At 65.6% G+C, this 12,518-nt stretch carries 11 protein-coding genes; 6 read left to right on the top strand and 5 right to left on the bottom strand.

The window, feature by feature from the left end; all coding sequences use genetic code 11:
• Nucleotides 1–10 precede the first annotated feature (10 nt).
• Nucleotides 11–844: an NAD(P)-dependent oxidoreductase gene (locus tag KF759_RS08945; protein WP_291224673.1), complete on the top strand. Its 834-nt coding sequence runs from the start codon at nt 11–13 to the stop codon at nt 842–844.
• A gap of 65 nt (nt 845–909) precedes the next feature.
• Here KF759_RS08945 and KF759_RS08940 read toward each other — a convergent pair whose 3' ends face one another.
• Nucleotides 910–1,581 carry a hypothetical protein gene (locus tag KF759_RS08940; protein WP_291224671.1) on the bottom strand — a complete coding sequence of 224 codons (672 nt, stop codon included), beginning with the start codon at nt 1,579–1,581 and terminating at the stop codon, nt 910–912.
• Between the two features lie 141 nt (nt 1,582–1,722).
• The gene (hemL, locus tag KF759_RS08935) at nt 1,723–3,009 is read right to left on the bottom strand and encodes a glutamate-1-semialdehyde 2,1-aminomutase (protein WP_291224669.1); all 1,287 of its coding nucleotides are present in this window, start codon (nt 3,007–3,009) and stop codon (nt 1,723–1,725) included.
• Nucleotides 3,010–3,213: 204 nt separating this feature from the next.
• Between hemL and KF759_RS08930 the strand changes: the two genes are divergently transcribed.
• The gene (locus KF759_RS08930) at nt 3,214–4,803 is read left to right on the top strand and encodes a VCBS repeat-containing protein (protein WP_291224667.1); all 1,590 of its coding nucleotides are present in this window, start codon (nt 3,214–3,216) and stop codon (nt 4,801–4,803) included.
• A 27-nt stretch (nt 4,804–4,830) separates the two neighbouring features.
• Here the strand turns inward: KF759_RS08930 and KF759_RS08925 are convergent, their stop codons facing one another.
• Nucleotides 4,831–5,775, bottom strand: a complete 945-nt coding sequence (locus KF759_RS08925; RefSeq protein WP_291224665.1) for a hypothetical protein — start codon at nt 5,773–5,775, stop codon at nt 4,831–4,833.
• Between the two features lie 260 nt (nt 5,776–6,035).
• Between KF759_RS08925 and KF759_RS08920 the strand changes: the two genes are divergently transcribed.
• The 3 genes from KF759_RS08920 to KF759_RS08910 all read left to right on the top strand — a co-directional run bounded on the left by KF759_RS08920 (nt 6,036) and on the right by KF759_RS08910 (nt 9,544).
• Nucleotides 6,036–7,463 (top strand): hypothetical protein, encoded by a 1,428-nt coding sequence (locus tag KF759_RS08920; protein WP_291224663.1) that lies wholly within the window; start codon nt 6,036–6,038, stop codon nt 7,461–7,463.
• 99 nt (nt 7,464–7,562) lie between these two features.
• Nucleotides 7,563–9,089 carry a hypothetical protein gene (locus KF759_RS08915; RefSeq protein WP_291224661.1) on the top strand — a complete coding sequence of 509 codons (1,527 nt, stop codon included), beginning with the start codon at nt 7,563–7,565 and terminating at the stop codon, nt 9,087–9,089.
• Nucleotides 9,090–9,340: 251 nt separating this feature from the next.
• Nucleotides 9,341–9,544 carry a rubredoxin gene (locus KF759_RS08910; protein ID WP_291224659.1) on the top strand — a complete coding sequence of 68 codons (204 nt, stop codon included), beginning with the start codon at nt 9,341–9,343 and terminating at the stop codon, nt 9,542–9,544.
• 233 nt (nt 9,545–9,777) lie between these two features.
• Here the strand turns inward: KF759_RS08910 and KF759_RS08905 are convergent, their stop codons facing one another.
• Together KF759_RS08905 and KF759_RS08900 are read right to left on the bottom strand one after the other, a co-directional pair.
• A complete protein-coding gene (locus tag KF759_RS08905; protein WP_291224657.1) occupies nt 9,778–10,203 on the bottom strand; it encodes a DUF192 domain-containing protein in 426 nt (141 codons plus the stop codon).
• Between the two features lie 34 nt (nt 10,204–10,237).
• Entirely contained in the window at nt 10,238–11,179 is a 942-nt protein-coding gene (locus tag KF759_RS08900; protein ID WP_291224655.1) for a carbohydrate kinase family protein, read from the bottom strand.
• A 278-nt stretch (nt 11,180–11,457) separates the two neighbouring features.
• Here KF759_RS08900 and KF759_RS08895 point away from each other — a divergent pair, with 278 nt between their 5' ends.
• Complete coding sequence (locus KF759_RS08895; RefSeq protein ID WP_291224653.1) at nt 11,458–12,504, top strand: rod shape-determining protein; 1,047 nt, start codon at nt 11,458–11,460, stop codon at nt 12,502–12,504.
• The last annotated feature ends 14 nt before the right edge of the window (nt 12,505–12,518 follow it).

Genomic DNA, 12,518 nt, shown 5'->3' with positions numbered 1-12,518 from the left:
CGAGTCGCACATGACGACACTGTCCGGAAAAACACTGTTCATCACCGGCGCTTCGCGCGGGATTGGCCTGGCGATCGCGCTGCGCGCCGCGCGTGACGGCGCCAACATCGCCATCGCGGCGAAATCCGACGTGCCCAATCCGAAACTTCCGGGCACGATCCACACCGCGGCGGCGGCGGTCGAAGCCGCCGGCGGCCGGGCGCTTGCAATCAAGTGCGACATCCGCGACGAAGACAACGTGCAGGCTGCGGTCGCGGCGACCGTGGCGCGCTTCGGCGGCATCGACATCCTCGTCAACAACGCCAGCGCGATCTGGCTGCGCGGCGCGCTCGACACGCCGATGAAGCGCTTCGATCTCATGCAGCAGGTCAATGCGCGCGGCAGTTTCCTCTGCGCGCAAGCCTGCCTGCCGCATCTGCTCGAATCGGCGAACCCGCATATCCTCACCCTCGCACCACCGCCATCGCTCGCGCCACACTGGTGGGCACCGCATGTCGGCTACACGCTGGCCAAGATGGGCATGAGTTTCGTCACGCTTGGCCTTGCCGGCGAATTCGGGCAGCGCGGTGTCGCGGTCAATGCCTTGTGGCCGCGCACGATCATCGCCACCGATGCGCTCAAGATGATTCCCGGCATCGATGTGAATCGCTGCCGCAAGCCGCAAATCCTCGCTGATGCCGCGCACGCCATCCTGGTGAAGCCCGCACGCGGCCTGGCCGGGAATTTCTTCATCGATGAGGAAGTCCTGCAAGGATCGGGCGTCAGCGACTTCACGCCTTATGCCGTGGATCCGTCGCAAGAGCTGCTGCCCGATCTGTTCCTCGACAGCAAGCCTGGCCGCTGAACGCGCGAAGGCCGGGCCAAGGCCCGGCCTTCGTGGCATCAAGCTGACAGCGCCGGCAACGCTGCCTACTTGGCCTTGTCGGGGAACTGCTTGGCGATGCCGTCGGACAGCGCATCGGCGAACATGTCCATGTGCGCCTGCATGTCCTTCCAGGTCTTGGCTTCGCCAGCCTTGTCGCCCTTCATGATCTGCTGGATCTGTCCGGCGTGATAGCCGATATGCGCGAGCATGAGGCCGTTGACGGCGTCATAGGGCAGGTTCGGATTGGCGCCCGAGAGGAACTTGGCGACTGCGCCCGCGTTTTCGTCGAGCTCGTTCATCGCCTTGTCGGCCGCCACATCATTGCCGGCATGCCGAGCGTCCGTGAGGTCCTTCACGCCTTGCCAGTGTCCGGCGAGCAGATCGAGCATGCCCTTGCCCGCATCCTCGCCGTAGAAGCCGGCGACCGCATGCGCGATCTCCTTGGCATTGGCGACGGTTTCATCGGCCGCGCGCGTGGCTGCAGCGGCGTTGCCGGCCTTCACCGCTTGCGCGTAGGCGCGGGTATGGACGATGTGGCCATGCCAGAGCGCGCGCATCGCCTTGTGTAGTTCGGGCGCAGTGGCGGCAGCCTTGGTGGTCGTGGTGGCTGATTGCGCGGCAGGCGTTGCCGCAGCAGGCATCTCAGCCGCGAAACTCGCGGCAGCCGGCAGGGCCAGCGCAAGGCTGACCGCCAGCGAGAGCAAGGTGGTCTTCATGATGACATCCCTGAATTGATTACCGCTCATGCGGTACACCCATGCTAGTCCTGCCGAAAATGCAGGACTGAATGCAGGCGAAAGATCCGTGTGCACTCGCCAGCGTGCGCACGTGCCGCGCCGAAGGGCGCGGTTGACGACTCAGGGCGAAAGCGCGATCCGAAATGCGCTGCGCGCGGCCTCGAGCGTCGCGGCGATCACCGCCTCGTCATGCGCGATGGAAACGAAACCCGCCTCGAAGGCACTGGGCGCGAGATACACGCCGGCATCGAGCATCGCGTGGAAGAAGCGATTGAAGCGCGCAACGTCGGCGGCGGTCGCCTGCGCATAGCTGGTGACCGGACCGCGCGCGAAGAAGATTCCGAACATGCCGCCGACGCGATTGGTGCTGAAGGCCAAGCCGACTTCATCGGCGAGCGCCTGCAGTCCATCGCAGAGCAGGCGCGTGCGCCGCGCAAGTTCATCGTGGAAACCCGGGGTTTGCACCAGTTCGAGCATCGCCAGCCCCGCGGCCATCGCCACCGGATTGCCGCTGAGCGTGCCGGCCTGATAGACCGGTCCGGTCGGCGCGATCTGCTGCATCAGGTCACGACGTCCGCCATAGGCACCCACCGGCATGCCACCGCCGATGATCTTGCCGAAGGTAGTGAGGTCGGGTGTGATGCCGTAATGCGCCTGCGCGCCGCCGAGCGCGACGCGAAATCCGGTCATGACTTCATCGAAGATCAGCAGTGCACCGTGCTTCGTGCACAGTGCGCGCAGACCTTCGAGAAAGCCGGGCAGCGGCGCGATGCAGTTCATGTTGCCCGCAACCGGCTCGATGATGAGACACGCGATGTCGTCGCCCTGCTGCGCGAACAGTGCCTGCGCGGCGGCGAGATCGTTGTAGGGCAAGGTCAGCGTGAGATCGGCCAGCGCCTTGGGCACGCCCGGCGAGGTCGGTACGCCGAAGGTGAGCGCGCCCGAGCCGGCCTTGACGAGAAAACTGTCGGCATGGCCGTGGTAGCAGCCTTCGAACTTGACGATCTTGTCGCGGCCGGTCGCACCACGCGCAAGGCGGATCGCCGACATCGTCGCCTCGGTACCCGAGTTGACCATGCGCACGACTTCCATCGAGGGCACCAGGCGCGCGATGGTTTCGGCCATGCGGGCCTCGTCCGGACTGGGCGTGCCGAAGGACAGGCCGTTGCCGATCGCGCGCTCGACCGCGGCACGCACCTGCGGATGGTTGTGACCGACGATCATCGGCCCCCACGAGCCGACGTAGTCGATGTAGCGCTTGCCCTCGACGTCCCAAAGATAAGGTCCGTCGGCGCGCTGGGTGAAGAAGGGCTCGCCGCCGACCGATTTGAAGGCGCGCACCGGCGAGTTGACGCCACCGGGGATGTGCGCGAGGCAACGCTGGAACAATTCGTGGTTGGTGGTCATGACTGGATCGATGGCAGAAGGAGGAGTCGGAGCCGGCGCTGCGGCCGCACGTGCCACATGGGCAGACACGTCCCGCGCGCGCTGGGCATGGCGCGGAGTCGACACGTGATGCAATGCCGGGCCCAATTCACAGTTTAGCGTCGACGCAGCACCCTGCGCCGTCATGAACGGCGACAATTGCACCCGCAACTACCGGAGACGCCGATGCCTGCTCGTCTTGGTTCGCCCATGCTGCTGTGCGCGCTGTTGTCCGCGCCGAGCCTGGTTTGCGCGCAACTGGCGGCGCCGCAGCTCAAATGGGCTTATGGCGGCTGCTTCACTTCGTGGTGCCAGACCGGGTGGTACAGCTCGCCGTTGGCCGTCGCAGTCGATGGCCAGATGGCGGTCGCAGCGGCGAGCTATGACCTCGTCCTGCTCGATGGCGCGACCGGCAGCCTGAAATGGCGCGCGGCCAGTGATGGGCGCGCATGGCCCGGCGTTGCGCTGGGCGACCTGGCCGGCAATGGTCAGCTCGCGCTCGTGGTCGGTCGCAGCGGCGGACAGGTGACCGCCTACAATCTCGATGGCAGCGTGCGCAGCGGCTGGCCGGTGACGGCGTTCACCAGCGGCGAGGTGCGTTCGCTCGCGCTCGCCGATCTCGATGGCAACGGCCAACTGCAGGTCATCGTCGGTTCTGCCGCATCGATCTCCACGCGTCAGGTCAACGTGCTGGCTGCCAACGGCAGCGTGCGCGCAGGCTGGCCCGCACGCCGCAACGGTGAACCCGGTTACGGCGCGGGCATGTACAACGAAAACCTCGCCATCGCCGATCTCGATGGCGTGGACGGGCCGGAAATCTACGCACCCAACGACACCCACTACGTGACTGCACTCGACCGCGACGGCAACCAGATTCGCGCGCATTCGATGTTCGGCACCAGCAGCGGCGGTGGCAACAAGACCTGGGCCGAAGTCGGCGTCAATGTCGATGAAGCGGCCGACCTGCGCGGCTGGACGATGTGCGCCAGCGAGCGGCGTCCGAACTTCGCTTCCTCGGCGCCAGCCATCGCACGACTGTTCGGCGCGAACGTCCTCGTGCAACCGGGCAATGTCTACAACTGCGATACCGATCCCTACACCGATCTCTACTACGACCTGTGGCTGTTGCGCGGCGACCGCACGCGCTGGAGCGGGAACGGCCATGACTGGAGCGTGATTCCACTGCAAGCTGCCAGTGGCGCGCCGCTGTCGCAGGACTACAACGTGATCGAGAACATCGCCGCCAACGCGGTCGTGGCCGATCTCGATGGCGATGGCACGAGCGAGTTCCTGCTGCCCAGCTACGACGGCAAGCTGCACGCGTGGTGGCTGGACAAGAGCGAGCACGGACAATGGCCGTTCGTGATACCCGGCGCCGGGATTCATTTCGCTTCCGAGCCCGTGGTCGCCGACCTCGACAACGACGGCCAGGCCGAAGTGCTGTTCACGAGCTGGGGCGAAAAAAGCCGCGCCGAACCCGGCAAGCTGTTCGTGCTGTCCGCCATCGGCACGCAGCTTTTCGCGGTGGATCTTCCGGTGGCACGCGGTGGCGGCTGGAGCGGTGGCCTCGCCGCACCGACGCTCGCCAACATCGATGACGATGCCGATCTGGAAATCCTCGTCAATACAGCTCATGCCGGTGTCGTTGCATTCGATCTGCCCGGCACGCACAGCGCGCGCACGTTGTGGCCGACCGGGCGCGGCAGCTACCTGCGTGCCGGCGTCGCGGCTGCTGCGAATGGCGGCGATCGCATCTTCGACGATGGCTTCGAATGAGCTGGCTGCGCAGCGCCGGTCGCCTGCTCAGTCGCGCTCGCCGACCTGCGCGGAGGATGACTGGGCCAGCGCCCGAGCTTCTTCGGCATGCGCCTTGGCGGCGATCAGCGGAATGCAGATGAAGAACAGCTCGGCGACGAATTTCGCGCAGACGTAGCACAAGGCCCACCAGCCAACGCCCTTGATCCAGGGCTCCAGCCAGGCGCCGACCCAAGCGACGCCATTGAAGACCAGCCAAGCCGCCAGCGGAATCATGAACATCAGGAGGATCTGCGTGCGCTCGCCCGGTGCGCCATACCGGCGGATCAAGAACGCGTAGGCGCTCTTGCCCAGATGGATCAGCCCGAACACGAGTGCCGCGAAAGGCACGAAGAACGGAATGCCGCCGAGGATCAGGGTCAGCCAGCGCGCGACGCCGTGCAAACCCGGCGTGCTCACGAGGGTGCCGCCATGACGGCGCAGGTGGGCTGCATCCCGCATCGAATCGAACATGGCGCCGACCGCGGTGACCAGCAGCGGCCATTTCAGGTTGGAACCGGAAAGAAACCCCACCGGATCGCGCGCGGCGCGCAGGATTTCCTCGCCCGAGGGCACCATCGCGATGAACACGATCGAGTAGACGCCGGCCAGCCAGAACAGGCCGAAACCGAGCACGCCCAGCCGCTGGCGCATCGGCATCGGATTCGTCTCAATCGCCTCACGCGGCAGGCCCACGGTCTGCAGCCAGGCCATGCCCGTCAGCAGCAGCGCTTCGAGGGCCACCAGCACCACCAGCTCGAACGGTGTCATGTGCCCGCTGATGAGCAATTGCGCGGTCATCGCGTTGGCCACGAGCGCGGCCAGCAGCGGGGATACCAGGGCCGCAGGGGACGTCAGTGGATAGCGCAGCATCAACTGCTTCCACTCGGCCAGCGAGTTGCGTTTGGCCGCAAGGGATGCCGCCGGCGGTGCGCCATCGCGAGGCGGGTTCATGTGCCTTGCGATCGCAACAGGAAGGATTGCAAACCGTCGGACATCGTCGGTCCCCGATTCCGCGCCATGCGTGATGCGTGATGCGCGGGGCATGCTGCCACAGTTCACGCTCACCCGACAGGCGCCCGCGCCGACCGGGTGGCGAAATCATGAAAACGCTTGACCGTTCCGAATTGGCTGACATGAAATGCGTCGAGTAGGGGCGATCCCTGTCCGCGCCCATCACGCAGCCAGCACGATTCCCAACAAGGGGTACACCGATGAGTCAGACCGTCATGACGGCCACCGCGTCGATTGGAGATTTCTTGCGCACACTCTTCGTCCTTGTCATGTTCGCGGTGCTGACGACCGCCTCGAATCAGGTCGATGCCGCCGATGGTTACTACGACCCGGGCTTTGGCAATGGCGGCTACCGCGCCTTTGATGTGAGCAATGGCAGCGGCGATTCCGGCCGGATCCTGCGCGTGCTGGGCAATGGCCGAATCCTCATGGCCGGTACCTGCCTGACCGGCACCGGCGCCCGCCAGTTCTGCGTTGCCCGGCTGAACGCCGATGGCAGTTTCGACACGAGCTTCGGACCGGGCGGGCCCGGCGGCGTGGGCGGCTATGTCCGCCTCGATCTGTTCCAGACCCCGGCCGGCTTCTGGCTCAATGACATGATCGTGCTCGCGGACGGCAACATCGCGCTCGTCGGCGATGATTCCAACCAGTTGTTGCTGGCCATCCTCAACACCGGCGGAACGGCACTCGTGCCCGGATTGGGCAGTCCACAGGGCTGGAACACGATCCTGCTCAATGGCAGCACCCATGCGAACCGTCTGTTGCAGCAGCCCGATGGCAAATTGCTGATCGCGGGCAGCACGCTCGGCTTGCTGGGCAACCTGGACATGATGGTGCTGCGCATGAACCTGGACAGGACTGGCGATGGCAGCTTCGGTGCGGGCGGCGTGGCCCAGGTTGCATTCGATCTGGGCGGCCCGTCCGGCCTCAATAGTGATACGGCGCGCGCGATCGCGCTGCAACCCGACGGCAAGATCGTGCTGGCCGGTGATGCGCTGGCATCCAATTCCCTGACCGGGCAATACGCCGCCCTCGCCCGGCTGCTGCCCAACGGTGTACGCGATCCCGCGTTCGGCAGCGACGGACGCCTGCAGCTGGCTTTCAACAGTTCGTTTCACGCCCTCGCCCTCGACCGTAGCGGCGTCATCATTGCCGGTGGCGCGGCCCTGGACGGCACGACCGGCAGTTTCCTCGTCAGCCGCTTCGCCGCCAATGGCGGAACTGCGCCTGGCACCGGCACGACCGTATTCCATCGCACCACCGGTGACGTGGGCGCGATCGAGGACATCCTGGTTCGGGCCAGCGGCGACTTCCTGATCACCGGATTCGCCGCCGTGAACGGTTATGTCGCCGGCAGCCCGGAAAGCTACGTCGTCTGCGCGCGCTTCCTTGCCGACGGCTGGATGGATGCGAGCTTCGGCATTGGCGGCAAGAGCTATGGCGGATTCGCGACCGCAGACCCGAACAATCGCAACGATTACCGCAACGATGGTTACCGCATCGCGCTCGGCTCGGGCGGCATCCTGATTGGCGGCTTGTCGAAGAAATCCTCGGCCACGCGCGCGCGCTTTGGCGTGATGAAGCTGCAGTTCGACGCGATCTTCGACGACGGCTTCCAGATCCCTTGAGGCCCGCGATCGGGCATCCATCGGCGCGGCAAGCCAGCGGTTGGTTGTCGCCGCCCGCGCCGCCACGCTATCGTGCACGCAACTCAATAGGGGGTGCCCATGAGGCCTGCGTACCTGAGGTGGTTTGCCGCGAGTCTTGCGTTCGCGTCATCGGCTGCCTTTGCGCAGCTTTGTCCCGAATTCTTCGAAGACATCAACGTGCCGGCCTTGCCGGGCGGCTGGCAGACCACGGTCGATGGTGCAGGCGTCGCCTGGTCTACCGTGGCAAGCCAGGCCGATACGCCGGCGAACGCGGCGTTTGCACCGATGCCCGCGGCGGTCGGCGACAGTTACCTGCAATCCCCCTCCGGCAGCGTCAACGGCAGCAATGCCATCATCAGTTTCCGCCATGCCTTCGACACCGAGGCGGGCAATGATGGCGGCGTGCTGGAAATCTCGATCGGCGGCGGCCCATTCTCCGACATCCTCACCGCGGGTGGCAGCTTCCTCGAAGGCGGCTACAACTCGACGGTCTCGACGAGCTACGGCAGCCCGATCGCGGGACGCCAGGCCTGGACCGGCAACAGTGGCGGGTATGTGACGACGACGGTGCAGCTGCCGGCGAGCGCCATCGGTCAGGAGGTGAAGCTGCGCTGGCGCATTGCTGCGGACAATTCATTGAGCCGGCCCGGCTGGTGGGTCGATTCGATCGTCTGCGGCAAACCGGTGCCGGGCAGTTCGCCCTGGCGCAGGCATGAGCATCCCTACCCGATCGCGATCGAGAGCCAGGCCACCACGGTGATGAATGGCGTGCTGTACAGCTTCGGTGGATGGACGACATCGGGCGTGACCGCTGCCTCCTACAAGTTCGATGGCCAGCAATGGATCCAGATCGGGGATATGCCGGTAGCGCGGTACTGGGCAGGCGCAGTCAACGACGGAAGCCACATCTTCATCCTCGGCGGTCAGGAATCCAGCGGCGCCGGCGTCATCTCGGCAACGATGTACCGCTACACGCCGCAGACCAATGTCTACGAAACGATGGCGCCGTTCAGCATCCCGGCGCGTGGCTTTGGCCTCGCCATCCTGGATGGCCACATCTACAAGTTTGGTGGCATGACACTCAGCAGTACGGTGACCGACGTCACCGAAGCCTATGACATCGGCAGCAACACCTGGTCGACGCGCGCACCTTACCCGAGCCCCATTGCCCACCTCGCCGGCTTCGCGCGCAATGGCCATGTGTATGGCGTGGGCGGATTTGACGACACCACCATCGGCAGCGCCAAGACCTACCGTTACGATCCAGTCCAGAACCTCTGGGATGATGCACCCATTCCCGATCTGCCCATCGGGCGCGTCGCCCCGGCCACGATCGACACCCCGCAGGGCGTGTTGCTGGTGGGTGGCTATGTCGGTGGCGGGGCCCTGCCGCGCGACGTGACCGGGTCGGCCATCGCCTGGAACGCGACAACCAATACCTGGCGCGCCTTTCCCGCACTGCCGGCCACGCGGGGATTGAGCGGCGGCGGATGGTTGCAGGGACGCCCCCTGCTGGTGGGTGGACGCCGACCGCAGAACCTGGCATCGACGGATATGTTCGAGTGCGACCGCCTGTTTGCCGACGGCTTCGATCCCGCGAACTGAAACACCGCACCGCCTGGTCAGACGGGCGGGCGGATCGTCCCAGACATCGCGTAGGGGCGAAGTCCATCAGGCCCGGCGACGGCTACGCGGGCGCCTCGCAGGTGTCGAGCCGGAATGCCGATGGACGCCTGATCTGCGCGGCACTGTCCGCGGTATGGGCGTCGCCGCATGGGCTCGCCGGTCCGCCGCGCTTTCCCGCCGGCGGGCAAGCCTCGATAATGCCCGCTGCGCGTTTGCCCGAAGCCCCGGAAATGTCCCAGTCCCCCCTTGCTGCGCCCGTCGACACGCCCCTGCGCACCTTCATGTGCGTGGTCTGCGGCTTCATCTACGACGAAGCCCAGGGCTGGCCCGATGACGGCATCGCGCCGGGCACGCGCTGGGACGACGTGCCCGAGACCTGGACCTGCCCCGACTGCGGCGTGACCAAGTCCGATTTCGAGATGGTGCAGGTCTGAATTGAGGAAATTGCCCGCACGCTGCCACTTGCGTGCCGCAGTTCGCCCGCATCGGCGCCGGACGTCGTCATGCGCGCGTGTTGGGATGGTGGCGTGTCCACCAAGGAGCACGCCATGCGCATTTTCGTACCTGTTGAAGACCCCGGCAGCGCCGCCGACGGCGCGCCGCTCGTACCCTACCGCTGCGGCCTGCCGTTCGCGCTCGATGTCGATGCGCGAGCGGCAGGATTCGATCAGCGCTGGATCGTGAGTACGTCGCCCGGAGACACGCCCAGTGCACGCGCCTTGCCGCCATTGAGCTCGAGCACGTAGCGCGCCGGCGCGCCGCTGGAATACGGCGGGCATGGATCGGCGGTGCATGGCTGCGCGTCGTGCTGCACGCTGATCAGACGCCGGTCGGCGTCGAAAAACAGCATGTCGAGCGGAATCCTGGTGTTCTTCATCCAGAACGCGCGCGGCGCGTCGTCATCAAAGATGAACAGCATGCCGTGATCGGCGGGCATCTGCGTGCGATCCATCAGACCGTGCTCACGCGCGGCGTCGGTGTCGGCGATCTCGACCGAGAAATGCTGGCCGGCGAGTTCGACGCCGGGACCCTTGGCGCCACAGGCGGAGATGCTGACGGCAAGGACGAGCAGGGCAAGCGAGGTCTTGTGCATGGCTGGATCTCCGGACGATGGCGGTGGGAGTGCTTCAGGCCTTGAGCGCGTAACCGAATTCCTGACGGAACTGGGCGGCGAAATGCGCGTAGTCGAAGCTCTGGTTCTGCGTACCAGGGTGCTCGACCTTGAGCGCGCCCATCAGCGAGGCCATGCGGCCGCAGGTGGGCAGGTCATAGCCGTGCATGATCCCGAAAATGAGGCCGGCGCGATAGGCATCGCCGCAACCGGTCGGATCGACGATGCGCTGTTCATGGGCAGGCGGAATCATCATCTGCGCGCCATCCTTGAGGTGGATCAGCGAGCCATTGGGCCCCTTGGTGATGATGTAGGCCGTGGTCTTGGAAGCAATCGTGGCCGCATCCCAGCCGGTGCGTTCCTGCAGCAGGTTGGACTCGTAATCGTTGACCACGACATAGGTCGCACCTTCGATGAAATGGCGGAATTCCTCACCATTGAACAGCGGCATCGCCTGGCCTGGATCGAAGATGAAGGGCACGCCCAGCTCGACGAATTCGCGCGCATTCTGCAGCATCGCTTCGCGGCCATCGGGCGCAACGATGCCGAAGGTAACGCCCTCGACGTCGCGCACGTGGTTCTCGTGGCTGCGCAGCATCGCGCCCGGATGGAAGGCGGTGATCTGGTTGTTGTCCAGGTCGGTGGTCATGAACGCCTGCGCGGTGAACAGCTCGGGCAGTTCACGCACCTGGTCCAGGCGGATGCCCATCGACTGGAACCACTCGCGGTAGGGCCCGAAGTCCTGGCCCACGGTCGCCATCGGGATCGGATCGGCGCCCAGCAGCTTGAGGTTGTAGGCGATGTTGCCGGCGCAGCCACCGAACTCGCGGCGCATGCGCGGCACCAGGAACGAGACATTGAGGATGTGCACCTTGTCGGGCAGGATGTGGTTCTTGAACTGGTCCTGGAAGACCATGATGGTGTCGTAGGCGAGCGAACCGCAGATCAAGGCAGACATCGAAATCCTTCCCGCACCGGGTGATCGAAACGCCCCTCGCGGGACGCACAAAGGATCAAGCTTAACCGAGTCGCGCACGTCATCGCAGCCTCGCCCGGCGGAGCGGCACCCGCCCCGTCACGGCACGAAACCCTGCGCGAGTTCACCAAATGCGCAAGCGATGCGCGCAAATGTGCGTCAAACAAGGCTTTTTTAACCTCTTCGTTCTTGTCCGTGGCCGTCCCAGCCACTAGAATTGCCCGCTTTTCCCCGCATTCACAAAAGGCTCGCGCCGCGTCATGTTCAAAGGTCTCCGCGGTCTGTTTTCCAACGATCTGTCGATCGATCTGGGCACTGCCAACACGCTCATCTACGTGCGTGACCAGGGCATCGTCCTCAACGAACCCTCGGTGGTGGCGATCCGTCAGGATCGCGGCCCGGGCGGTCCACGTTCGGTCGCCGCGGTCGGTGCCGACGCCAAGCGCATGCTCGGTCGCACGCCCGGCAACATCGTCACCATCCGGCCGATGAAGGACGGCGTGATCGCCGACTTCACGATGACCGAGGAAATGCTCAAGCAGTTCATCAAGAAGGTCCATCGCGCGCGCATGTTCCGCCCGAGCCCGCGCGTGCTGGTGTGCGTGCCCTGCGGCTCGACCCAGGTCGAGCGCCGCGCGATCAAGGAATCGGCCGAAAGCGCCGGCGCGCGCGACGTGTACCTGATCGAGGAGCCGATGGCGGCGGCGATCGGTGCCGGCATCCCGGTGCACGAGGCACGCGGCTCGATGGTGCTCGACATCGGCGGCGGCACCTCCGAGGTCGCGGTGATCTCGCTCAACGGCGTGGTCTATTCGCAATCGGTGCGCATCGGCGGTGACCGCTTCGACGAGGCGATCATCAACTACGTGCGCCGCAACCACGGCACCCTGATCGGCGAATCCACCGCCGAGAAGATCAAGCTCGAAGTCGGTTGCGCCTTTCCGCAGTCGGAAGTCCGCGAGATCGAAGTCTCCGGCCGCAACCTCGCCGAAGGCGTGCCGCGCATGTTCACCGTCAACTCCAACGAGATCCTCGAAGCACTGCACGAACCACTGTCGGGCATCGTCAGCGCGGTGCGCAGCGCGCTCGAACAGACGCCACCCGAACTGTGCTCGGACGTCGCCGAACGCGGCATCGTGCTCACCGGCGGTGGCGCCCTGCTGCGCGATCTGGATCGCCTGATCTCCAAGGAAACCGGCCTGCACGTGCATGTCGCCGACGATCCGCTGACCTGCGTCGCGCGAGGCGGCGGTCGTGCGCTCGAACTGGTCGACCAGCACGGCAGCGACTTCTTCGCTTCGGAGTGACGCACGATGGGGCA

The organism is Dokdonella sp., assembly GCF_019634815.1.
GTDB lineage: Bacteria > Pseudomonadota > Gammaproteobacteria > Xanthomonadales > Rhodanobacteraceae > Dokdonella_A.
Note: the sequence above shows the minus strand (reverse complement) of the source record. Positions and strands in the feature narration are given on the sequence as shown.

Coding starts and splice junctions, on each gene's coding strand:
- KF759_RS08915 (WP_291224661.1), top strand. CDS start 7,563: ATGAGGCCTGCGTACCTGAGGTGGTTTGCCGCGAGTCTTGCGTTCGCG.
- KF759_RS08895 (WP_291224653.1), top strand. CDS start 11,458: ATGTTCAAAGGTCTCCGCGGTCTGTTTTCCAACGATCTGTCGATCGAT.
- KF759_RS08930 (WP_291224667.1), top strand. CDS start 3,214: ATGCCTGCTCGTCTTGGTTCGCCCATGCTGCTGTGCGCGCTGTTGTCC.
- hemL (WP_291224669.1), bottom strand. CDS start 3,009: ATGACCACCAACCACGAATTGTTCCAGCGTTGCCTCGCGCACATCCCC.
- KF759_RS08925 (WP_291224665.1), bottom strand. CDS start 5,775: ATGAACCCGCCTCGCGATGGCGCACCGCCGGCGGCATCCCTTGCGGCC.
- KF759_RS08910 (WP_291224659.1), top strand. CDS start 9,341: ATGTCCCAGTCCCCCCTTGCTGCGCCCGTCGACACGCCCCTGCGCACC.
- KF759_RS08905 (WP_291224657.1), bottom strand. CDS start 10,203: ATGCACAAGACCTCGCTTGCCCTGCTCGTCCTTGCCGTCAGCATCTCC.
- KF759_RS08940 (WP_291224671.1), bottom strand. CDS start 1,581: ATGAAGACCACCTTGCTCTCGCTGGCGGTCAGCCTTGCGCTGGCCCTG.
- KF759_RS08920 (WP_291224663.1), top strand. CDS start 6,036: ATGAGTCAGACCGTCATGACGGCCACCGCGTCGATTGGAGATTTCTTG.
- KF759_RS08900 (WP_291224655.1), bottom strand. CDS start 11,179: ATGTCTGCCTTGATCTGCGGTTCGCTCGCCTACGACACCATCATGGTC.
- KF759_RS08945 (WP_291224673.1), top strand. CDS start 11: ATGACGACACTGTCCGGAAAAACACTGTTCATCACCGGCGCTTCGCGC.